Annotated in this window: 23 protein-coding genes and 1 tRNA gene; 15 read left to right on the top strand and 9 right to left on the bottom strand. The window is 62.2% G+C overall.

Going from position 1 to position 22,037, the window contains the following annotated elements; genetic code table 11:
• The first annotated feature begins 151 nt into the window (after positions 1–151).
• Positions 152–1,234 carry a nitrogen regulation protein NR(II) gene (gene glnL, locus NVV93_RS02075; protein WP_258254264.1) on the top strand — a complete coding sequence of 361 codons (1,083 nt, stop codon included), beginning with the start codon at positions 152–154 and terminating at the stop codon, positions 1,232–1,234.
• Entirely contained in the window at positions 1,231–2,667 is a 1,437-nt protein-coding gene (ntrC, locus tag NVV93_RS02070) for a nitrogen regulation protein NR(I) (RefSeq protein ID WP_258252807.1), read from the top strand. The genes glnL and ntrC overlap by 4 nt, the downstream gene beginning before the upstream one ends.
• Positions 2,668–3,035: 368 nt before the next feature.
• On the opposite strand, the gene NVV93_RS02065 is transcribed toward ntrC, so the two are convergent.
• A complete protein-coding gene (locus NVV93_RS02065) occupies positions 3,036–3,482 on the bottom strand; it encodes a hypothetical protein (RefSeq protein WP_258252806.1) in 447 nt (148 codons plus the stop codon).
• Between NVV93_RS02065 and trmL the strand changes: the two genes are divergently transcribed.
• Entirely contained in the window at positions 3,481–3,954 is a 474-nt protein-coding gene (gene trmL, locus NVV93_RS02060; protein ID WP_258252805.1) for a tRNA (uridine(34)/cytosine(34)/5-carboxymethylaminomethyluridine(34)-2'-O)-methyltransferase TrmL, read from the top strand. The genes NVV93_RS02065 and trmL overlap by 2 nt on opposite strands.
• A gap of 126 nt (positions 3,955–4,080) precedes the next feature.
• Here trmL and secB read toward each other — a convergent pair whose 3' ends face one another.
• The 3 genes from secB to NVV93_RS02045 are packed head-to-tail and all read right to left on the bottom strand — an operon-like array spanning position 4,081 to position 5,273.
• A complete protein-coding gene (secB, locus tag NVV93_RS02055) occupies positions 4,081–4,563 on the bottom strand; it encodes a protein-export chaperone SecB (protein ID WP_258252804.1) in 483 nt (160 codons plus the stop codon).
• A 41-nt stretch (positions 4,564–4,604) separates the two neighbouring features.
• Positions 4,605–4,859, bottom strand: a complete 255-nt coding sequence (grxC, locus tag NVV93_RS02050) for a glutaredoxin 3 (protein ID WP_258252803.1) — start codon at positions 4,857–4,859, stop codon at positions 4,605–4,607.
• Positions 4,860–5,273 carry a rhodanese-like domain-containing protein gene (locus tag NVV93_RS02045; protein ID WP_258252802.1) on the bottom strand — a complete coding sequence of 138 codons (414 nt, stop codon included), beginning with the start codon at positions 5,271–5,273 and terminating at the stop codon, positions 4,860–4,862.
• Between the two features lie 142 nt (positions 5,274–5,415).
• On the opposite strand from NVV93_RS02045, the gene gpmI reads away from it, so the two are divergent.
• The 3 genes from gpmI (at position 5,416) to NVV93_RS02030 (ending at position 9,754) form a co-directional block, all read left to right on the top strand.
• A complete protein-coding gene (gene gpmI, locus NVV93_RS02040) occupies positions 5,416–6,951 on the top strand; it encodes a 2,3-bisphosphoglycerate-independent phosphoglycerate mutase (RefSeq protein ID WP_258252801.1) in 1,536 nt (511 codons plus the stop codon).
• A gap of 173 nt (positions 6,952–7,124) precedes the next feature.
• Positions 7,125–8,390: a murein hydrolase activator EnvC gene (locus tag NVV93_RS02035; protein ID WP_258252800.1), complete on the top strand. Its 1,266-nt coding sequence runs from the start codon at positions 7,125–7,127 to the stop codon at positions 8,388–8,390.
• A 47-nt stretch (positions 8,391–8,437) separates the two neighbouring features.
• Positions 8,438–9,754, top strand: a complete 1,317-nt coding sequence (locus NVV93_RS02030) for a S41 family peptidase (RefSeq protein WP_258252799.1) — start codon at positions 8,438–8,440, stop codon at positions 9,752–9,754.
• A 222-nt stretch (positions 9,755–9,976) separates the two neighbouring features.
• On the opposite strand, the gene hisF is transcribed toward NVV93_RS02030, so the two are convergent.
• The 5 genes from hisF to hisB all read right to left on the bottom strand — a co-directional run bounded on the left by hisF (position 9,977) and on the right by hisB (position 13,101).
• Positions 9,977–10,747 (bottom strand): imidazole glycerol phosphate synthase subunit HisF, encoded by a 771-nt coding sequence (gene hisF / locus NVV93_RS02025; protein WP_258252798.1) that lies wholly within the window; start codon positions 10,745–10,747, stop codon positions 9,977–9,979.
• 90 nt (positions 10,748–10,837) lie between these two features.
• Positions 10,838–11,575: a 1-(5-phosphoribosyl)-5-[(5-phosphoribosylamino)methylideneamino]imidazole-4-carboxamide isomerase gene (hisA, locus tag NVV93_RS02020; protein WP_258252797.1), complete on the bottom strand. Its 738-nt coding sequence runs from the start codon at positions 11,573–11,575 to the stop codon at positions 10,838–10,840.
• A 40-nt stretch (positions 11,576–11,615) separates the two neighbouring features.
• Complete coding sequence (locus NVV93_RS02015; RefSeq protein ID WP_258252796.1) at positions 11,616–11,873, bottom strand: DUF2164 domain-containing protein; 258 nt, start codon at positions 11,871–11,873, stop codon at positions 11,616–11,618.
• Positions 11,870–12,508 (bottom strand): imidazole glycerol phosphate synthase subunit HisH, encoded by a 639-nt coding sequence (gene hisH, locus NVV93_RS02010; protein WP_258252795.1) that lies wholly within the window; start codon positions 12,506–12,508, stop codon positions 11,870–11,872. Before hisH ends, NVV93_RS02015 begins: the two co-directional genes overlap by 4 nt.
• Positions 12,508–13,101 carry an imidazoleglycerol-phosphate dehydratase HisB gene (hisB, locus tag NVV93_RS02005; protein WP_258252794.1) on the bottom strand — a complete coding sequence of 198 codons (594 nt, stop codon included), beginning with the start codon at positions 13,099–13,101 and terminating at the stop codon, positions 12,508–12,510. The genes hisH and hisB overlap by 1 nt, the downstream gene beginning before the upstream one ends.
• A 132-nt stretch (positions 13,102–13,233) precedes the next feature.
• On the opposite strand from hisB, the gene NVV93_RS02000 reads away from it, so the two are divergent.
• The 9 genes from NVV93_RS02000 to NVV93_RS01960 all read left to right on the top strand — a co-directional run bounded on the left by NVV93_RS02000 (position 13,234) and on the right by NVV93_RS01960 (position 21,923).
• A complete protein-coding gene (locus NVV93_RS02000; RefSeq protein WP_258252793.1) occupies positions 13,234–13,632 on the top strand; it encodes a PanM family protein in 399 nt (132 codons plus the stop codon).
• A gap of 125 nt (positions 13,633–13,757) precedes the next feature.
• On the top strand, positions 13,758–15,989 hold the full coding sequence (locus NVV93_RS01995) for an AsmA family protein (protein ID WP_258252792.1): 2,232 nt from the start codon (positions 13,758–13,760) through the stop codon (positions 15,987–15,989).
• Positions 15,986–17,050: an A/G-specific adenine glycosylase gene (mutY, locus tag NVV93_RS01990; RefSeq protein ID WP_258252791.1), complete on the top strand. Its 1,065-nt coding sequence runs from the start codon at positions 15,986–15,988 to the stop codon at positions 17,048–17,050. The genes NVV93_RS01995 and mutY overlap by 4 nt, the downstream gene beginning before the upstream one ends.
• Positions 17,051–17,093: 43 nt before the next feature.
• The gene (locus NVV93_RS01985) at positions 17,094–17,366 is read left to right on the top strand and encodes an oxidative damage protection protein (protein ID WP_258252790.1); all 273 of its coding nucleotides are present in this window, start codon (positions 17,094–17,096) and stop codon (positions 17,364–17,366) included.
• Positions 17,367–17,456: 90 nt separating this feature from the next.
• A tRNA-Phe gene (locus NVV93_RS01980) sits at positions 17,457–17,532 on the top strand.
• 178 nt (positions 17,533–17,710) lie between these two features.
• Positions 17,711–18,919 (top strand): integrase arm-type DNA-binding domain-containing protein, encoded by a 1,209-nt coding sequence (locus NVV93_RS01975; RefSeq protein ID WP_258252789.1) that lies wholly within the window; start codon positions 17,711–17,713, stop codon positions 18,917–18,919.
• Between the two features lie 78 nt (positions 18,920–18,997).
• Positions 18,998–19,429, top strand: a complete 432-nt coding sequence (locus tag NVV93_RS01970; RefSeq protein ID WP_258252788.1) for a hypothetical protein — start codon at positions 18,998–19,000, stop codon at positions 19,427–19,429.
• Positions 19,430–19,625: 196 nt separating this feature from the next.
• On the top strand, positions 19,626–19,871 hold the full coding sequence (locus NVV93_RS01965; RefSeq protein ID WP_258254263.1) for an AlpA family transcriptional regulator: 246 nt from the start codon (positions 19,626–19,628) through the stop codon (positions 19,869–19,871).
• A 297-nt stretch (positions 19,872–20,168) separates the two neighbouring features.
• The gene (locus NVV93_RS01960) at positions 20,169–21,923 is read left to right on the top strand and encodes a YfjI family protein (protein WP_258252787.1); all 1,755 of its coding nucleotides are present in this window, start codon (positions 20,169–20,171) and stop codon (positions 21,921–21,923) included.
• Positions 21,924–22,037: the final 114 nt, after the last annotated feature.

The raw sequence follows: 22,037 nt of genomic DNA, 5'->3' as shown, positions 1-22,037 counted from the left end.
AGATTTTTCGACATCCCCATTTTGGTTCGCCATTTCCACCGCTCGCGCTGATAAGCAGCCGCAAAGCCTGGGGCGCCCTTTTTTCACGCGTCTTTTCAGGGCTTTGGTTTGTTTTTTGCATTTTCCGACCCAACTCCGGAAGCTGCCTATGATCATTAACGACGCACTGCACCGCCTGTTGCTCGACAACCTGACCACCGCGACTCTGCTGCTCAATGCCGAACTGCGCGTCGAGTACATGAACCCCGCCGCGGAAATGCTCCTGGCCGTCAGCGGTCAGCGCAGTCATGGACAGTTCATCAGCGAACTTTTCACCGAATCGCCCGAAGCCTTGGCCTCGCTGCGCCAAGCCGTCGAAGAAGCCCACCCGTTCAACAAGCGGGAAGCGGTGCTGACCGCACTGACCGGGCAGACCTTGACGGTCGACTACTCCGTCACGCCGATTCCCAATCGCGGTGAAACCCTCTTGCTACTGGAAGTGCTGCCGCGCGATCGACTGCTGCGCATCACCAAAGAAGAGGCGCAGCTCTCCAAGCAGGAAACCACCAAATTGCTGGTGCGCGGCCTGGCTCACGAAATCAAGAATCCGCTCGGCGGCATCCGCGGAGCGGCACAGTTGTTAGCCCGCGAACTGCCGGAAGAGAGCCTCCGCGACTACACCAACGTGATCATCGAGGAAGCCGATCGCCTACGGAACCTGGTCGATCGGATGCTCGGCTCGAACAAGCTACCGCGCTTGGCGCTGACCAATGTCCATGAAGTCCTCGAGCGGGTTTCCAGCCTGGTCGAAGCAGAAACCCAGGGCGGCATCACCCTGATCCGCGACTACGATCCGAGCATTCCAGATGTATTGATCGACCGCGAACAGATGATCCAGGCGGTGCTCAACATCGTGCGCAATGCGATGCAGGCAATCGGCACGCAGAACGAGTTGCGCCTGGGCCGCATCAGTCTGCGTACGCGCACGCTGCGCCAGTTCACCATTGGCCACACGCGCCACCGCCTGGTGACCAAGGTCGAAATCATCGATAACGGCCCCGGCATTCCGCCGGAGCTGCAAGACACCATCTTCTATCCCATGGTCAGCGGCCGCCCGGACGGTACCGGGCTCGGCCTGGCCATCACCCAGAACATCATCAGTCAGCACCAAGGCCTGATCGAGTGCGAGAGCCACCCCGGGCATACCGTGTTCTCGATCTTCCTGCCGCTGGAACAAGGAGTCAGCCCGTCATGAGCCGCAGTGAAACCGTCTGGATTGTCGATGACGATCGCTCCATCCGCTGGGTATTGGAGAAGGCGCTGCAACAGGAAGGGATGACGACTACCTGCTTCGAAAGCGCCGATGGCCTGCTCAATCGTCTCACTCGGCAGCAGCCCGATGTGATCGTTTCCGACATCCGCATGCCGGGCGCCAGCGGCCTCGACTTGCTGGCGCGTATCCGCGAGCTGTATCCGCGTCTGCCGGTGATCATCATGACCGCCCATTCTGATCTGGAAAGCGCGGTCGCCTCCTATCAAGGCGGGGCTTTTGAGTATCTGCCCAAGCCCTTCGATGTCGATGAAGCGGTGTCGCTAGTCAAGCGCGCCTATCTGCATGCGCAGGAACAACAAGGCCTGCAGATCCCGGTAGAACAAACGCGCACCCCGGAAATCATCGGCGAAGCGCCGGCGATGCAGGAAGTGTTTCGCGCCATCGGCCGCCTCAGCCACTCGAACATCACGGTGCTGATCAATGGTGAGTCGGGTACCGGCAAAGAGCTGGTCGCGCATGCCCTGCATCGCCACAGCCCACGCGCGGCCGCGCCGTTCATCGCGCTGAACATGGCGGCGATTCCCAAGGATCTGATGGAGTCCGAGCTGTTCGGCCATGAGAAAGGCGCCTTCACCGGCGCCGCCAACCAGCGCCGTGGGCGCTTCGAGCAGGCCGACGGCGGCACGCTGTTCCTCGACGAAATCGGCGATATGCCGGCGGATACCCAGACTCGCCTGCTGCGCGTCCTGGCCGACGGCGAGTTCTATCGGGTTGGCGGCCATACGCCGGTCAAGGTCGATGTGCGCATCATCGCCGCGACCCACCAGAACCTCGAGTCGCTGGTGCAGGCCGGCAAGTTCCGCGAGGACTTGTTCCATCGCCTCAACGTCATCCGCATTCATATCCCGCGACTGTCAGACCGGCGTGAAGACATTCCCACTCTGGCCCGCCACTTCCTCAGCCGCGCCGCTCTGGAGCTGGCGGTGGAGCCGAAGCTACTCAAGGTGGAAACCGAGGATTACCTGAAGAACCTGCCGTGGCAGGGCAACGTCCGCCAGCTGGAAAACACCTGCCGCTGGATCACCGTGATGGCCTCCGGACGGGAGGTGCATATCGACGACCTGCCGCCGGAACTGCTGACCCAGCAGCACGATGCGGTGCCGGTGACCAACTGGGAGCAGGCTTTGCGCCAATGGGCTGATCAAGCCCTGGCGCGCGGCCAATCGAGCCTGCTCGACAACGCCGTACCGGCGTTCGAGCGGATCATGATCGAAACGGCCCTCAAGCACACCGCGGGCCGCCGCCGCGACGCCGCCGTACTGCTCGGCTGGGGTCGCAACACCTTGACCCGCAAAATCAAGGAACTGGGCATGAAGGTCGACGGCGCGGACGATGACGAGGGCGATGAGGCCTAAGCCTGCTCCCCAATAAAAAACGGCGCTCACTGCGCCGTTCTTTATTGGATAGAGAAAAATCCACGACGGTAGGAACGCCACCTGGCCAAGCCCTTTGGTGGATCGCGCGTACCTATCGCGGCCGGGTCCACTCTTACAGGGCTCTACGCACGAAAATGCCCACCACGAGCGCGCGCGCTGCACGCCACGCACCCGCGCGGTTCAATTCCGGCCCATCTTTTACTATCGGAAAAACCGGCGAAGCCGCTACAGCCCACTAATTTCGGCCTTTTCAGGCGATGTAATAAAACTGGCACACGCACTGCATAGGATAGGACGACACCCAGTTTCGGGGACCTTGGTACAGGCAGGCCGGGGATTCCCCTCTTTTATTCCTCTCGCGGACTGATCTCCAGCCGCCACCGCCCATCCACCGCCGCGCCGCGCCATTCACCGCGGAGCGGGCGGGCGGCGACCAGGTTTACCAGCAAACCACCCTCCTCGCCCTTGCCCTTCGCTATCCGCCAGTTCACCGTTTTGCCATCCATCTGCAGTTGACCGTGGCGTGCCGCACCGCTGGCTTCGATACGCAACACCAACACGCCCTGGACCGACTCACCGCGCACACTCGGCTCCTGATCGAACCACAACAGCAAGCGCCCCTCCTGCACCTCGGCTTTTTCCAGCGTGGTTACCGACGGGCCACTCAGGCGACCGAGCATCAACCCCAGCAGCAATCCGAACACCGCCAATGAGACGATAAAGCGCCAACCCATCTGCGGACGCGGGGTCTCAGGGGTAGAATGCCGCTCGTTATCAAGCGCGGAGCCGGGCATGTTTCACGTCATCCTTTTCCAACCGGAAATTCCACCGAATACCGGCAACATTATCAGGCTGTGCGCCAACAGCGGTTGCAGCCTGCATTTGATCGAGCCACTTGGCTTCGAGCTGGACGACAAGCGCCTGCGCCGCGCCGGACTGGACTATCACGAGTACGCCCCGCTGCAGCGCCACGCCGATCTGGCCAGCTGCCTGGAAAGTCTCGGCCAACCGCGCCTGTTCGCCTTCACCACCAAAGGCTCGCACGGCTTTCATGAAGTGCAGTATCAGCCTGGCGACGCCTTCCTGTTCGGCCCGGAAAGTCGCGGCCTGCCGGAGGAAGTGCGCAACGCTCTGCCGCCGGAGCAGCGCATCCGCCTGCCGATGCGTCCCGGCTGCCGCAGCCTGAACCTGTCCAACACCGTGGCGGTGACCGTCTACGAAGCCTGGCGCCAGCATGGCTTCGCCGGAGCGGGACTGGCCAGCTGAGGTAGGAGCGAATTTATTCGCGATCTCTACGCGCCTGTCTGATGCTCGCGAATAAATTCGCTCCTACAGAATGCAAAAACGCCGCTTCCCCCTAGGAGAAGCGGCGTTTTCTTGAGCAGGCTCGGATCAGGCCTGAACCGGAGTCTCGCCAGCGGCCTGCATGCGCGCCAGTTCCTGGCCGTACAGGGCGTCGAAGTTCACCGGCGACAGCATCAGTGCCGGGAACGAACCACGGGTGACCAGGCTGTCCAGCGTCTCGCGGGCGTAGGGGAAGAGGATGTTCGGGCAGAAGGCGCCGAGCGTGTGGCTCATCGCCGCGGCGTCCAAACCCTTGATCAGGAAGATCCCGGCCTGCTGCACTTCAGCGATGAAGGCGACTTCTTCGCCGGTTTTCACGGTAACCGACAGGGTCAGCACCACTTCATGGAAGTCGCCTTCCAGCGCCTTTTGGCGGGTGTTCAGATCCAGACCGACGCTCGGATTCCACTCCTGGCGGAAGATTTCCGGGCTTTTCGGCGCTTCGAAGGACAGGTCGCGGACATAGATGCGCTGCAGCGAAAACTGTGGATTTTCTTCCTGAGCGGCGCCATTGGTAACTTGATCGGTCATAGCAAAAGCCTTCTTCTTATAGGGTGATTAACACGTACGGTTCAGGATTTGAGCAGCGCATCCAGTTTACCGGCACGCTCCAGAGCATACAGATCGTCGCAGCCGCCGACATGCGTGCTGCCGATCCAGATTTGCGGCACCGAGCTGCGCCCGGCCTTGCGGGTCATCTCGGCGCGCACTTGCGGCTGGCCATCGACGCGGATTTCCTCGAAGGTCACGCCCTTGCTCGCCAGCAGCTGCTTGGCGCGAATGCAGTAAGGGCACCAATCGCTGGAGTAGACGACGACCGCGGCCATTTACTTCACCAGCGGCAGATTGTCGCCGCGCCAGCTGCCGATCCCGCCACCCAACTTGGCGGCGTTGAAGCCAGCGGCCTTCAGATCGCGGCAAACGGTGCCGGCGTGCTGGCCCATCGCGTCGACGACGACCAAGGTCTTGGCCTTGTACTTCTCCAGCTCGCTGATCCGCGTAGCAACTTTGTCGAAGGGGATGTTCAGCGCCCCGACGATATGCCCGCTGGCGAAATCCTTGCTGTTGCGGATGTCGAGTACCACACCGTTTTCGCTGTTGACCAAGGCGGTCAGCTCGCGACTGCTCAGGCTTTTACCGCCTTTGCTCAGTTCGGTGTAGGCCAGCAGCGCCAGCAACACAACGAAGATTGCGCTCAGTACATAGTGGTTAGAGATAAATTCAATCAGGTGGGCAAGCATCGCGTGGTTCCACAACCGTAAAATGGCGGCCAGTATACACACGCCCAAAGGTCGGCCAAACCCCGTCCAGCGGTGACGCCACGCGAACTTGGCTTTAAAATGCCGGTCTTTTTTCGCACCCCTAGCGCAACGAGTCGACCTCATGACTGCAACGCCAAAACCGCTGGTTCTGATCATCCTCGACGGCTTCGGTCACAGCGACAGCCCCGAATACAACGCCATCCACGCCGCCCGCACCCCGGTTTACGACCGTTTGCGCGCCACCCAACCGCACAGCCTGATCTCCGGCAGCGGCATGGATGTCGGCCTGCCGGACGGGCAGATGGGTAACTCCGAGGTCGGCCACATGAACCTCGGTGCCGGGCGCGTGGTGTACCAGGACTTCACCCGGGTGACCAAGGCGATCCGCGATGGCGAGTTCTTCCACAATCCGACCATCACCGGTGCGGTCGACCAGGCCGTAGCCGCCGGCAAGGCCGTACATATTCTCGGCTTGCTGTCCGACGGCGGCGTGCATAGCCATCAGGACCATCTCGTGGCGATGGCCGAGCTGGCCGCCCAGCGTGGTGCCGAGAAGATCTACCTACACGCCTTCCTCGATGGCCGCGACACCCCGCCGAAGAGCGCCAAGCCGTCGCTGGAGCTGCTCGATGCGACCTTCGCCGATCTCGGTAAAGGCCGTATCGCGACGATCATCGGCCGCTATTTCGCGATGGATCGCGACAACCGCTGGGACCGCGTTGCCCAGGCCTACAACCTGATCGTCGACAGCCAGGCCGAGTTCGCCGCCGCCACTGCGCTCGAGGGTCTGCAAGCGGCTTACGAACGTGGCGAGAGCGATGAATTCGTCAAAGCCACGCGCATCGGCGCCGCCGCATCGGTGGAGGACGGCGACGCCGTGGTGTTCATGAACTTCCGCGCCGACCGCGCCCGCGAGTTGACCCGCGCCTTCGTCGAGCCGGATTTCCAGGAGTTCGCCCGCGCCCGCCAACCGCAGTTGGCCGGCTACATCATGCTCACCCAGTATGCCGCGAGCATCCAGGCGCCCAGCGCTTTCGCGCCGTCCAGCCTGAACAACGTGCTCGGCGAATACCTGGAAAAATGCGGCAAGACCCAACTGCGCATCGCCGAAACCGAGAAATATGCGCACGTCACCTTCTTCTTCTCCGGCGGCCGTGAAGAGCCGTTCGTGGGCGAAGAACGCATCCTCATCCCGTCGCCAAACGTCGCCACCTACGACCTCCAGCCGGAAATGAGCGCGCCGGAAGTCACCGATCGCATCGTCGAAGCCATCGAACAACAGCGTTACGACGTGATCATCGTCAACTACGCCAACGGCGATATGGTCGGCCATACCGGCGTGTTCGCCGCCGCCGTCGCGGCGGTGGAATGCCTGGATGGCTGCGTCGGGCGCATCGTCGCCGCGCTGGACAAGGTCGGTGGCGAAGCGCTGATCACCGCCGACCACGGCAACGTCGAGCAGATGGAAGACGAGTGCACCGGTCAGGCGCATACCGCCCACACCTGCGAGCCGGTGCCCTTCATCTATATCGGCAAGCGCGCGGTGCTCCTGCGTGAGGGCGGCGTGCTGGCCGATGTGGCACCGACCATGCTGACCCTGATGGGCCTGGAAAAGCCGGTGGAAATGACCGGCACCAGCATCATCGAGCTGGCCTAAGCGCTCCACAACAACCCCGGCGAAAACCGGGGTTGTTGTTTTAGACACCGCTAATCGGCGCCCGATCGCTTATTCGCATCCAGACCACGCTATCCGCGGCGTGGACGTTTTTTTTGCCTCGCGCGGCGGGCATACTAAGCCGGTCCTCCCCTCCCCTCGGTGTCACTCACCCCATGTCTCGCGCCCTGCTTGCCTTTCTTTGCCTTTGCCTGCTCAGCCCTGTGATGGCCGACCAGCGTGCGGAAACCCAGCAGCAGCTGGAAGCGGCACGCAAAGACGTCGATGAACTGAAAAAGCTGCTCAAACAGATCGAGCAGGAAAAGTCCGGCGTGCAGAAACAGCTGCGGCAGACGGAAACCGAGATGGGCGGCCTGGAAAAACAGGTCAAATCGCTGCAGGAAGAGCTCAAGGACGGCGAGTCCGAACTGCAGCGCCTGGATAGCGAGAAAAAAAAACTCGACGAGGCGCGCCTTGAACAGCAACGCCTGATCGGCATCCAGGCGCGCGCCGCCTATCAGGCCGGCAATCAGGAGCCGCTGCGCCTGCTGCTCAACCAGCAGCAGCCAGAAAAATTCTCGCGCACCCTCACCTACTACGAATATCTCGGCCAGGCGCGCCTAGAGCAGCTGCAAACGTTCAACGAAACGCTGCGCCAGCTGGCCAATATCGAGCAGGACATCGGCACCCAGCAAAGCCGCCTGAGCGAACAGAAAGCCGCCCTGGATGGCCGCCGCGACGCGCTAGCGCAAGTCCGCAAGCAACGTCAGCTGGCCCTCGCCAAACTTGGCCAGCAGGCGCGGGAGCGCGGTCAGAAGCTCAAGTCTCGCGAACAGGATCAGGCACAGTTCGGCCGCGTGCTGAAAACCATCGAAGAAACCCTGGCCCGCCAGGAACGCGAAGCCAAGGCCGCCGAAGCCGCCCGCTTACGCGAGGCGGAACAACAGCGCCTAGCCGCCAGCCAGCCGACCCGCAGCGGCAAGCCGGCCAGCGTCAGCGGGCCGTTGGTTTCCAGCACTGGCGCCAACTACGGCGGCCCCTTTGGCCAGGCGCGCGGCAAATTACCGTGGCCAATCAATGGACGTCTGGTTGCGCGATATGGAACCCCGCGCGGCGATGACGCTCGGAGCAAATGGGACGGCGTATTAATCGGCGCCAGCGCCGGCAGCCAAGTGCATGCCGTGCATGGCGGCCGCGTAGTGTTCGCCGACTGGTTGCGTGGTGCTGGGCTTCTGGTCATTCTGGATCATGGCAACGGCTACCTGAGCCTCTATGGTCACAACCAGAGCCTGTTGAAAGATGCCGGCGACGTCGTCAAAGCCGGCGAAGCCATTGCGACCGTCGGTACCAGCGGCGGCCAAGCCACCCCGGCGCTGTATTTTGCGATTCGTCAGCAGGGTCGCCCGAGCGATCCTGCCCAGTGGTGCCGCGCACAAGGCTAGGAAGCCCGCGTATCAGTAGCGCCACAATTTCTAGGAGTCAGTCCAACATGCCGCACTCGTCCCGCCTCACCTCCCTGGCCATGGCGTTCGCGTTCATGCTCGGTGCGCCGCTGCTGCAGGCCGCCCAGCCCGCCACGCCCGTCGCCAGCCCTGTCGCCAAGGACCAAGCGCCGCTGCCATTGGATGAGCTGCGGACCTTTGCCGAGGTTCTCGACCGCATCAAGGCCGCCTATGTCGAGCCAGTGGACGACAAGACCCTGCTGGAAAACGCCATCAAGGGCATGCTCAGCAACCTCGATCCGCACTCCGCCTATCTCGGCCCGGAAGATTTCCAGGAGTTGCAGGAAAGCACCAGCGGTGAATTCGGCGGCCTGGGCATCGAGGTCGGCATCGAAGACGGCTTCGTCAAAGTCGTCTCGCCGATCGACGATACCCCGGCGTCCAAGGCCGGCATCCAGCCCGGCGACCTGATCATCAAGATCGACGGTCAACCGACCAAGGGTCTGTCGATGATGGAAGCCGTCGACAAGATGCGCGGCAAACCCGGACAGAAAATCGAGCTGACCCTGGTTCGCGAAGGCGGCCAACCGTTCGACCTGGAACTGACCCGTGCGGTGATCAAGGTCAAGAGCGTCAAGAGCCAGCTGCTGGAGAACGGCTACGGCTACCTGCGCATCACCCAGTTCCAGGTCGCCACCGGCGAGGAAGTCGGCAAGGCGCTGGCCAAGCTGAAGAAGGACAATGGCGGCAAGCGCCTGCAGGGCCTGGTCCTCGACCTGCGCAACAACCCCGGCGGCGTGCTGCAGGCCGCGGTGGAAGTCGCCGACCACTTCCTCAAGAAGGGTCTAATTGTCTACACCAAAGGCCGCATCGCCAACTCCGAGCTGCGCTTCTCCGCCGATCCAGCCGACGCCAGCGAAGGTGTGCCGCTGGTGGTATTGATCAACGGCGGCAGCGCCTCGGCTTCGGAGATCGTCGCCGGCGCCCTGCAGGACCACAAACGCGCGATCCTCATGGGCACCGACAGCTTCGGTAAAGGCTCGGTGCAAACCGTGCTGCCGCTGAGCAACGAGCGCGCGCTGAAGATCACCACGGCACTGTACTTCACCCCCAACGGCCGCTCGATCCAGGCGCAAGGCATCAACCCGGATGTCGAAGTCACCCGCGCCAAGATCACCCGCGAGCAGGACGGCGAGATCTACAAGGAAGCCGATCTGGCCGGCCACCTGGGCAATGGCAACGGCGGCGCAGACAAGCCGACCGGCAAGAAGGCCGCGACAACCCCGCGCCCGCAGGACGATGACTACCAACTCGGCCAAGCGCTCAACCTGCTCAAGGGGCTGAACGTCACGCGCGGCAACTGATCGCCAAACGGCCATAAAAAACCGGACAGATGTCCGGTTTTTTTATGGCTAGGTTGGGATTCCCGCGCTTGAGGTGCCGAACTCCGATTTTCATCCCCTCGCCCCGCTGGGGAGAGGGTTAGGGAGAGGGGCGGTGCCGGCCGATAACACCAAACTGCCGACTCCCCCTCTCCCCCAGCCCCTCTCCCATAAATGGGAGAGGGGAGCAGATCGAGCAGGCTCTTAACGCACCACGATCCCGCGACTGGCCAGATAGGCCTTGGCCTCCGGCACGGTGTACTCGCCGAAGTGAAAGATGCTCGCCGCCAGCACTGCGGCGGCCTTGCCTTCGAGGATGCCGGCGGCCAGGTGTTCGAGGTTGCCGACACCGCCGGAAGCGATCACCGGAATGCCCACGGCTTCGCTAATCGCGCGGGTGACACCGAGGTCGTAGCCGCGCTTCACGCCGTCCTGATCCATGCTGGTCAGGAGGATTTCGCCAGCGCCAAGATCTTCCATCTTCTTCGCCCAGAGCACCGCATCCAGCCCGGTAGGCTTGCGTCCGCCGTGAGTGAAAATTTCCCAGCGCGGCGTCTCGCCGGGCTTGGAAACCATCTTCGCGTCGATGGCGACGACGATGCACTGCGAGCCGAACCGATCGGCCGCTTCACCGACAAACTCCGGGGTGAACACCGCCGCGGTGTTGATCGACACCTTGTCGGCGCCGGCGTTCAGCAGGTTGCGAATGTCCTGCACGGTGCGCACGCCGCCACCCACGGTGAGCGGAATGAACACCTGACTGGCCATGCGCTCGACGGTGTGCAACGTGGTGTCGCGGCCGTCGACGCTGGCGGTGATGTCGAGGAAGGTGATCTCGTCGGCACCCTGCTCATCGTAGCGACGGGCGATTTCCACCGGATCGCCGGCATCGCGGATGTTCTCGAATTGGACGCCCTTGACCACGCGACCGTTATCGACGTCGAGGCAGGGGATGATGCGTTTTGCCAGTGCCATATTCAGTGCTCTCGTAGGACGGACTCGGCGCGCAGCGACAGTCCGCCGATGGGCGACGGCGTACTGCCTGCGGCGAGTACGCCCTACCGGTTACTTCGCGAAGCTATCGCACAGCGCCTGCGCTTCGGCCACATCCAGGGTGCCTTCATAGATCGCTCGGCCGGTGATCGCGCCGATGATGCCCGGGGCCTTGGCGTCCAGCAGGGCCTGGATGTCGCCAAGATTGTGGATGCCGCCGGAGGCGATCACCGGGATCTTCGTGGCATTGGCCAGCGCGGCGGTGAAAGGCACGTTGCAGCCCTGCATCATGCCGTCCTTGGCGATGTCGGTGTAGACGATCGCGGAAACGCCGTCAGCCTCGAAACGCTTGGCCAGGTCGATGACCTGCACCGTGCTGATTTCCGCCCAGCCGTCGGTGGCGACGAAACCGTCTTTGGCATCCAGACCGACAATCACCTTGCCGGGGAAGGCCTTGCACGCCTCGGCCACGAACTCCGGCTGTTTGACCGCCTTGGTGCCGATGATCACGTAGCTGACCCCGGCCTTGACGTAGTGCTCGATGGTTTCCAGCGAGCGGATGCCGCCGCCGATCTGGATCGGCAGCTGCGGGTAGCGCTTGGCGATGGCGGTGACCACTTCACCGTTGACCGGCTGACCCTCGAAGGCGCCGTTCAGGTCGACCAGGTGCAGGCGCCGGCAACCGCCGTCCACCCACTTGGCGGCCATGCTCACCGGGTCATCGGAGAACACCGTGGAATCGTCCATGCGGCCCTGGCGCAGACGCACGCAGGCGCCGTCCTTGAGATCGATAGCGGGGATAATCAGCATCGCGGAAACCTGCTTGAGTCTTGAGTTCGGTTAGGACGGGTCAACTCTTCTCGAGCGCCCACAAGTCGCTTTCGATGCTCTGGAACCTGTCGGTCAGGTGCGCCTGCACATCGGCAATCGCCTTGTTATAAAAATGCGGTGCCAGTTCGCGGGTGAACAGGTCGAGCACTTCCTGCACCTCGAAGGAGCCCAGCTGTAGCTCGAAGCGCTCCTCGAGGAAGCGTTTGAGAGTGTTCAGCGCGTCCCGCTCCTGGGCGGCGTCCAGCGCCAGGATCGGCGGCTTCTTGGCGCGGCTCACCAGCGACCATCCCAGGCGGCGAAGTTCTGCAGCAATTGCAGGCCGTGGGTATGGCTCTTTTCCGGGTGGAACTGCACGGCGAAGCGCGAACCCTCGGCCAGTGCGGCGGCGAAATCCTTGCCGTAGTGGCCACGGCCGGCGACCTGCTGTGGATTACCGGCTTCGATGTAATAGCTGTGCACGAAGTAGAAGCGCGCCAGGTCCGGAATATTGTGCCAGAGCGGGTGATCGAGGCTCTGCGCGACTTCGTTCCAGCCCATGTGCGGGACCTTCAGCGCTTCGCCATCTTCGACCATGCCCTTGCCGAAGAAGCGCACCTGACCCGGGAACAGACCGATACAGTCGACCCCGTCGTTCTCTTCGCTGCGCTCAAGCAATGCCTGCATGCCGACGCAGATGCCGAGGAACGGACGGTCCTGGCTGACCTCGCGGACCAGGCTGTCGAAGCCCAGACGACGAATCTCGGCCATGCAGTCGCGGATCGCGCCGACCCCGGGAAACACCACGCGGTCGGCCTCGCGAATCACATCGGCATCGCTGGTGATCTGCACCCGGCCGGCGCCGACGTGTTCCAACGCCTTGGCCACCGAGTGCAGATTACCCATGCCATAGTCGATGACGGCCACCGTCTGCATCAGAGGCAGCCCTTGGTCGACGGCATCTGCCCGGCCATGCGCGGGTCCAGCTCGACAGCCATGCGCAGTGCGCGGCCGAAGGCCTTGAATACCGTCTCGATCTGGTGGTGGGTGTTGTGCCCACGCAGGTTGTCGATGTGCAGGCTGACCAAGGCGTGGTTGACGAAACCCTGGAAGAATTCCTGGAACAGGTCGACGTCGAAGCCGCCAACCACCGCACGGGTGAACGGCACATGCATCTGCAGGCCCGGGCGACCGGAGAAATCGATCACCACGCGCGACAGCGCCTCGTCGAGCGGCACATAGGAGTGGCCGTAACGGGTCATGCCCTTCTTGTCGCCGATGGCCTTGGTGAAGGCCTGGCCGAGGGTGATACCGACATCTTCGACAGTGTGGTGGTCGTCGATATGCAGATCGCCCTTGCACTCGATGTCGAGGTCGATCAGGCCATGACGGGCGATCTGGTCGAGCATGTGCTCGAGAAACGGCACGCCGATATCAAAGCGCGCCTTGCCAGTGCCATCCAGATTGATCGAAACCTTGATCTGGGTTTCCAGGGTGTTGCGTTCGACGGACGCCGTACGTTCGGCCATCACCAGCTCCACAAGTGCTCACGGAAAAGGCGGGCATTATAGGCGGTCGCGGCCGCACGCGGCTACCGACGGCGGTCGCACGCGGTTTACACTCGTCGGCCCCACCCCTTTAGCGCCCGCCGGAGCCCTGCCATGCCCGTGATCGTCGAACGCATCAGCCAGCCCTCGGAGCAGGATCGCCTCGATCTGGCGAAGATTTATGCCGACGCGCCGGCTTGGCTGCTCGCCCCGTATACCGATGCGCAGGCGTTGATCGCCGCGGGACTGGCCGCCGGCACGTTGCTGAGCGGACGCTTCAACGATCGCCTGCTCGGCGCCGCCCTGCTGGAAAGCGGCAGCGTGCATTGGCGGCTGTCGCACCTGTGCGTGCGCACCCTGACCCGCAAACGCGGGGTCGGCCGCCGGCTGCTCGATGAAGCCCAGCGCATCGCCCGCGAAGCCGGTCGACCGCTGCATCTGGCGGCGCCCGTCGAGCATCTGGAGTGCCAAGCGCTGGCGGCGCGCTGTCATCTGCCGCTCGAGCCGCTGTAACACCCGACTCGGGAACCAGCCGCGGCTCTGCTCCGTCCAAGCCGCTACATGCCTGGCGCGGCAGCGAATTTGCACCACTCTGTATACTTCGCCATCCCCTGTTATTTGCCCACAAGGACTCGTCGATGAAATCGCTCGGCAAAATTCTCGGCCTGGTCTTTCTCGGACTGCTGCTGATCGTGGTGGCGCTGGGCTTCGCCCTCACCCACCTGTTCGACCCGAACGACTACAAGGACGAAATCCGCCAGCTGGCGCGGGAAAAGGCCAACCTGGAACTGACCCTCAATGGCGATATCGGCTGGAGCCTGTTCCCCTGGCTCGGCCTGGAGCTGCATCAGGCCAGCCTGGCCAGCGCCGCCACGCCGGATAAGCCGTTCGCCGACCTCAACCTGCTGGGCTTGTCGGTGCGCGTCCTGCCGCTGCTGCGCAAGGAAGTGCAGATGAGCGATATCCGCGTCGAGGGCCTGAACCTGACCCTGAGCCGCGACGAACAAGGCCACGGCAACTGGCAGGACATCGGCCGCCCGGCCAAACCCGCCAGCGCCCCAGCCGATGCAGCCGAGTCGGCGCCAGCCACGCCCGCTAGCAGCGAGACGGACGAGGAAAAATCTGCGCAACCGATGAAACTGGATATCGACAGCCTGATCGTCAACAACGCGCGCATCGATTACCACGACGCCAAGAGTGGCAAGCAATTCAGTGCCGAAAGCATTCAACTGACCACCGGCGCGATTCATGAAGGGGCCGATATTCCGATCAAGCTGACCGCCTTCCTGGGCACCAATCAGCCGCTGATGCGCGCCAAAACCGAGCTGCAGGGCGCACTGCGTTTCGATCGCGCGCTCAAGCGCTATCAGCTGGAAGACATGAAACTGTCCGGCGAGGCCTCGGGCGAACCCTTGCAGGGCAAGACCGCGACCTTCTCCGTCCAAGGCCAGTTGCTCCTCGACCAGGCGGCACAGATTGCCGAGTGGAGCGGCCTGAAACTGTCGGTCAACCAACTGCGCGCGCTCGGCGAACTGAATGTGCGCGAGCTGAACAAAACCCCGAAACTCACCGGCGGCCTGTCCATCGCCCAGTTCAACCTGCGCGAATTTCTCGACGGCATCGGCCAGTCGCTGCCGGCCATGGCCGACCCAACGACGCTGAGCAAAGTCGAATTGGTCACGCGCCTGGGCGGCAGCCCGACCAGCGTGGCGCTCGAAGAACTCAACCTGAAATTCGATGACAGCAGCTTCAGCGGCCGCATCGCCGTCGCCGACCTCGCCAAGCGCGCGCTGCGCGTTCAGCTCAAGGGCGATCGTCTGGATCTCGATCGCTACCTGCCGGCTCGAGTCGCGGAGGGTGCCGACGCCGCCACTGCCAGCCGCCGGAGCGAAGTCAAAGGCACGATTGCCGAAGCCACCAGCAGCGGCAGCGACGAGCTGCCCAAAGCGCCGACCCAGCAGGCCTGGAGCGGAGCCCCGATAGTGCCGGTGGAGCGCCTGCGCACGCTGGACGTGGAGCTGGATATGGCGCTCGGCCAACTGACCCTCGACAAGCTGCCGATCGACAACGCCAGCCTCAAACTGACCAGCAAGGACGGTCTGCTGACCCTGCAAGACCTGCGCGGCGAGCTCTACAACGGCAACTTCAACGCCCAGGCCAGCCTCGATGTGCGCCAGCCAACACCACTGCTGACCGCCAAGAAACGCATCAGCCAGGTACCGGTGGAAAAACTCGTCGAGAGCCAGGGGCAGAAAAGCCCGCTCACCGGCCGCCTGGATCTGGTCACCGATATCACCGCCAGCGGCAACAGCCAAAAGGCCTGGATCGATAGCCTGAATGGCACCGCCAGCTTCACCCTCAGCGACGGCGTGCTGGTCAACGCCAACCTCGAGCAGCAGCTATGCCAGGGCATCGCCACGCTCAATCGGAAAACCCTGTCCAGCGCGCCGCGCGGTCGGGACACACCGTTCCAGGAACTCAAGGGCAATCTCAACTTCCACAACGGCGTAGCCAGCAACCCCGATCTGCGCGCGCGCATCCCCGGCCTGAGCCTCAAGGGCAACGGCGACCTCGACCTGCGCGTCCTCGGCATGGACTACCGGGTCGGCGTCGTCATCGAAGGCGACAAGAGCGAGATGCCCGACCCGGCCTGCCAGGTCAACCAGCGCTACGTCGGCCTCGAATGGCCGCTGCGCTGCCGCGGCCCGCTGGAACTGGGCGCCAAAGCCTGCCGCCTGGACCGCGACGGGATGGGCAAGGTGGCCGCCAAACTGGCCGGCGACAAACTCAATGAAAAGCTCGAAGAGAAGCTTGGCGACAAGGTCAGTCCGGAACTCAAAGACGCCCTCAAGGGCCTGTTCAAGCGATGAGCCCCGAGCATTTCTCCAGCGCCGTGCTCGATTGGTATGACTGCCACGGACGCAAGGATCTGCCCTGGCAACTGGGCATCAACCCGTACCGGGTGTGGGTCTCGGAGATCATGCTGCAGCAGACTCAGGTCAGTACCGTGCTCGGCTACTTCGATCGTTTCATGGACGCCCTGCCGAGCGTCGCCGCCCTGGCTGCCGCGCCGGAAGATGAAGTGCTGCACCTATGGACCGGCCTCGGCTACTACAGCCGCGCCCGCAATCTGCACAAGACCGCGCAGATCGTGGTCGCCGAGCACGCCGGCGAATTCCCCCACAACGTCGATGCGCTGGCCGAGCTGCCCGGAATCGGTCGCTCCACCGCCGGAGCCATCGCCAGCCTGAGCATGGGCCTGCGCGCGCCGATTCTGGATGGCAACGTCAAGCGCGTGCTGGCCCGCTACAGCGCGCAGGACGGCTACCCCGGCGAACCCAAGGTGGCCAAGCAACTGTGGGAAGTCGCCGAGCGCTTCACCCCGCACGCGCGGGTCAACCACTACACCCAGGCGATGATGGATCTGGGCGCCACACTCTGCACCCGCAGCAAACCGAGCTGCCTGCTGTGTCCATTGCAGACGGGCTGCCGCGCGCACTTCCTCGGCCGGGAAACCGCTTATCCGGTCGCCAAACCGCGCAAGGCGCTGCCGCAGAAACGCGCGCTGATGCCGCTACTGGCCAACCGCGATGGCGCCATCCTGCTCTATCGCCGCCCGCCCAGCGGCCTCTGGGGTGGGCTGTGGAGCCTGCCGGAACTGCTCGCCAGCGACGAGCTGGACGATCTCGCCGCCCGCCACGGTCTGACCCTTGGCCAGCGCCGCCAGCTACCCGGTCTGACCCACACGTTCAGCCACTTCCAGCTGGCCATCGAGCCCTGGTTGATCGAGGTCGACGCGCACGGCAGCGGCGTGGCCGAGGCCGACTGGCTCTGGTATAACCTCGCCTCCCCGCCGCGCCTGGGCCTCGCCGCTCCGGTGAAGAAGCTGCTGAAACGCGCGGAAACCGAATTGCACACCGACACCGCTTGAGCCGCGAATCCGCTCAAGCGCGCCATAATCGCAGGAGATCGCCATGACCCGCACCGTGATGTGCCGCAAGCACAAACAACAATTGCCCGCCCTCGACCGCCCGCCCTATCCGGGCGCAAAGGGTGAAGACATCTTCAACAATGTCTCCAAGCAAGCCTGGGACGAATGGCAGAAACACCAGACCCTGCTGATCAACGAACGCCGCCTGAACATGATGAATGCCGAGGACCGCAAATTCCTCCAGGGCGAAATGGACAAGTTCCTCTCCGGCGAGGAATACGCCCAAGCCGATGGCTATGTTCCGCCCAGCGAATAAGCCGACAAACGTAAGCGCCCGTTATCGCTAAATATTTTTCCAACTCGCGCTTGACAGGCAAAGGTCAAATCCGTCTAATAGCGCCCCGTTGCCCAGGTAGCTCAGTCGGTAGAGCAGGGGATTGAAAATCCCCGTGTCGGCGGTTCGATTCCGTCCCTGGGCACCATCTTTTGTTTTCAGGTGGTGCCAAAACCACCCGAAAGCCCCAAAAAACCGGCCTCTGAGCCGGTTTTTTGTTGTCTACGCTTCCCAAGACACCCCGCATAAGCCCCAACAAATGGGGGCCTGTATGGGGGCTTCTTTGGTTCGGTCTCAAAAAGGCCCCCAATGCGGAAGCGAACGACATGTCCCTGACTGACAGCGCCATCAAGGCAGCCAAACCCCAAGAAAAGCCCCACAAGCTGACTGACGCCCACGGGCTTTACCTGCTGGTCAACCCAAACGGCTCCAAGCTGTGGAAGCTTAAATACCGGGTAGCCGGCAAAGAAAAAAAGCTGGCCCTCGGCGCTTACCCCACGGTAACGCTTCAGAAGGCCCGCCAGCGCCGCGACGATGCGCGCCAATTGTTGGCCGAGGGTATCGACCCCGGACAGCAGAGGAAGGCCACCAAGCAGGCACAGAAGGCCGAGGCGCTGACCTTCGAGACGGTGGCACGGGAGTGGTATACCTATAACGCCCCGCGCTGGGCAGAAAGCACTCGCTATAAAGCCAAGCTTTACCTAGAAAACGACATTATCCCCGGCATCGGCTCACGCCCCATCGCCGGTATCACCCGGCCCGACATGGTGGAACTGGTGCGCAAGGTAGAAGCACGCGGCACGTTGAATGCCGCTGGCAAGATTCGCCAATGGTTGCACCAGATATTCCGCTACGCGCTGGCCAAGGGAGTGGTGGAGAGCAACCCGGCCACCGATCTCAGCGTGGTGGCAGAACCGGCCAAGGCTGCCCGCCACCATCCGCACATCGCCTTCACCGAACTGCCCGAATTGCTGGAGAAACTGGAGGCCGTCAAGCTACACACATTCACCCATTCCGCCATTCGCCTGCTGATATTGACAGCCGTTCGCCCCGGCGAATTGCGCGCCGCGCGCTGGGATGAGTTCGACCTTAACTGTGATACCTGGACGATTCCCAAGGAACGCATGAAGGCCCGCCGTCCCCATGTGGTGCCCCTGCCTCGCCAGGCTATGGCCATCCTGCGCCAGCTTCAGGAGATCAGCGGGAAATACGCCCTGGTCTTCCCCGGCCAGCAGAACCCCGATCGGCCCATGAGCGAGAACACCATCAACAAGGCGTTGCGCCTGATGGGCTACGAAGGTCGGCAGACGGGCCACGGCTTCCGCCATCTGCTGAGCACCGAACTGAACGGGCGCGGCTACAACGGCGACTGGATCGAGCGCCAGCTTGCCCATGGCGACAAGGACGAAATCCGTGACACCTACAACCACGCGACCTATCTGCCCCAACGAGAAGACATGATGCAGGCCTGGGCCGATTCGATTGACGCCCTGTGCGCCGGCGCCAATGTGGTGTGCATCAAGCGCAAGGCGTAATTCTTCAACCGTACCGACTATTCTCAAGTCATCGCATTTTCAGTTCAGCCAGCCACACGTGTAGCTCTGGAGAATCCGATGGCCAAGTCGAACCAAAACCTCTACCGGGAGTTTCTGGACGCATTCCATGCCGGCACGCCCCCCTCCCCCGATGCAATGGCGGCCATGGCTGAAGTGGCGCGAACAAAGTTAGATCGAAAGCCCGTCGGCCGACCCCGACGGACACTTGCACAAATACGTCAAAGCCCGTGGCTAAAAGCTGCTTTGAAAGTCGAGGCCAGAAGGGAGCAAGGGGAAACCTGCGCAAAAGCCCGTGCAGAAGTTTTACCAAACTGCAAAAACAGCAAGCGTACCCTTGAGCGATACGGGCGAATAGCGAAACCCCTTTTCGCCCTCCATACCATCGCCAAGTCCGGAGACGCCACCGCTGCGTCATTCAATGTCGTCATCGAATCCGCTAATGCTGTCGTCGAAGCCGCCAATGCCACTTTCAGAGTCCGGGCCGATTGAAAGGCGGCAGTACACAAAGAGAAAACGACGACAAAAATTCAGCCCGAATTATTGTCGTCGCCAGACTCGCCACTAGCACCTTCACTGAAAGTCATGTTCAACGCCACCCCTGGAGGCCCACAACATGGCAAACCCCACCCTATCCGGACTTCGCGAGGCTGCAAAAGCCGAACACACGCGGCGTAACGAAGCCAAAATTCCGCAGCCTGACGAAGAGTTTGAACTCCGCGTCAAGGCTGCCCTCAAGAGCTATCGGTTTATCAAACTACCCGAAGTGAAATGGCTGACCACCCTTTCCACCTCCGAGATTTATCGGCGTATCGCCGCCGGCACTTTCCCCAAGCAAGTCATGCTAGGTCCGAAGTCTGCTGCCTGGATCGAAGACGAGGTACTTGTCTGGCGAGAAGCGTGCATCCGGGCAAGCCGGGATGAAATTGCCTGAGCCATACGCTCAGCGTTGTCCCTGCACACCAAAACAGACGCCACCCCCCGCATAACAACCTGATCCGCTACCAGCGGGGCCGCCCTTGGCTTGCCCGAAAACACCCCTGGAGGCCCCAAACATGGACCACCAAAAGAAACCGGAAAGAGTCAAAGTGGGGTACTGCGTCGTCGATCCGGAAACCGAATGCATTTTGCTGGGGCCATACCCGGCCAAAGAGGAAGCTGATCGTGAATGCGCAGCCTCCTACCCCTGGGGACGAGTGACGGTTCGCCTCGTTCCAATCCGGAGGCGGCCATGACTGATCTCAACGACCGGCACGAACACCTGGAGAGCGAAATATCGGACGCCCTTGAAGCCGAGCGTAGGTGCGAGCGCGAACTGGGCGAGGCGATAGCACGTGGCGATTCAGACGAGGTCCTGAAGGACTTATATAGGGATTGGGACGACGCCCGTGCGGCCCGGCGAGGTATGGAGCCTGAGGTCGAAGCCATGGGTATCCCGCCTGAACTGACTGGCGAAATGCCGGAATACGCCCTGTTGTCTTACCTCAACCCAAACATCCAGCCACGTCCGCTGCCCGTCGGGCTGCCATCGGCAATGACCTGGGATTACGACCTGCTGCCCGATGCATTGAGTAGTTTTGTTCGCGATGTTGCCGAACGCACCCAATGCCCGCCTGACTTTGTGTCCGTCGCTTTGGTCGTCGAGATAGGTAGTGTGGTGGGACGCAAGTTCACCATTCACCCCAAGCGGCACGATGACTGGGCAGTAGTGCCAAATCCGTGGGGATGCGTGATAGGAAATCCGGCGACGATGAAATCGCCTGCACTCAACCAGGCAATGTTTCCACTGCAATCCCTGGAAACTTCAGCAAGGGAGCAGCACACCAAAGCCATGACCGAGTACAAGACCGGCAGCGAACTGCTGGAACTGGAACGCAAGGTCGTTAAGGACAAGGCGAGGAAACTGCTCGAAAACAATCAGAAGGTGGGCGCCCAGTCCCTACTGGAATCCGTCGTGGAGGATATTCCGCCTCCAATCCCCCGGCGCCATATTGTCAACGATACGACTGTCGAGAAGCTGGGGGAGTTACTGAACCAAAACCCCAATGGCCTGCTTCTGGCGCGCGATGAACTGTCGGGATGGTTGGCGCGCCTGCAGGACGAACGCTGGGCGGCAGATCGGGCGTTCTACCTTGAGTGTTCCGAGGGCAACGGCGAGTACACCTATGACCGGATTGGTCGTGGGACGCTGCATATCTCGTCATGCTGCTTATCCATAATCGGTGGCATCCAGCCTTCTCGTATTGCATCGCTAGTGCGCGGTGCGGTTACTGGTGATTTTGCTGACGGGTTGATGCAGCGCTTTCAGCTCTTGGTTTGGCCCGATGACAATAGGGAATGGCAACTGGTGGACCGCTGGCCGAACCACGCCGTCAGAGAGTACGTAAAAGGGATCTTTCATGACCTTGACCAACTACCAGACGAGCCACGCCTGGCACTGCACTTCACCGAGGAAGCTCAGGAGCTTTTTAATACTTGGTACACCGAACACATGCAGGAAATCCGCAGAGGCGAACTGCATCCCGCCCTGCAGGCGCACTTCATCAAAATGGCCAAGACCATCGTCAGCCTGGCTCTGTTGTTCGAGCTAATAGTAGGAGGCAGGGAGGCTGTAGGCCTTGTTGCCACCGCACGCGCCTTGGGCTGGGCGGATTATCTCAAGTCGCACGCCGGGCGAGTGTATGGCGCCGCCATCAACGCTTCGCTATTGGGCGCTCGGTTGATTCTGGAGCGCCGGCGAAAACTCCCTGAGCCGTTTACGCCACGGGACGTCATGCGCAAAGGATGGGCTGGTCTCGACTCACCGGCGACGATAAACGACGCGCTAGCCATCCTCGCTGAGCATCACCTGGTTATTCGGTACGAAGTAAAGGTCGAGACAGGCGGACGACCCTCAGCTCGATTCGTTTGGAGGAGAACTCCTCATGGGCCGATGGTTACAGAAAATCCAAATATGTCCGGACACCCTACCGACAGAACCGACTAAACCTAGTTCTGTCAGTTTTGTCGGTACCTACTCTGCGCATATCCAAAAAATTCCGGGACGTACGGAGCCGTCACCCAATGCTTATGTCTGGCTGCCTACGGTCGCCGCGCTGCT

Source organism: Pseudomonas sp. LS44 (assembly GCF_024730785.1).
In the GTDB taxonomy this organism is placed as follows: Bacteria; Pseudomonadota; Gammaproteobacteria; order Pseudomonadales; family Pseudomonadaceae; genus Aquipseudomonas.
This window is presented reverse-complemented; position numbering and strand designations above follow the sequence as displayed.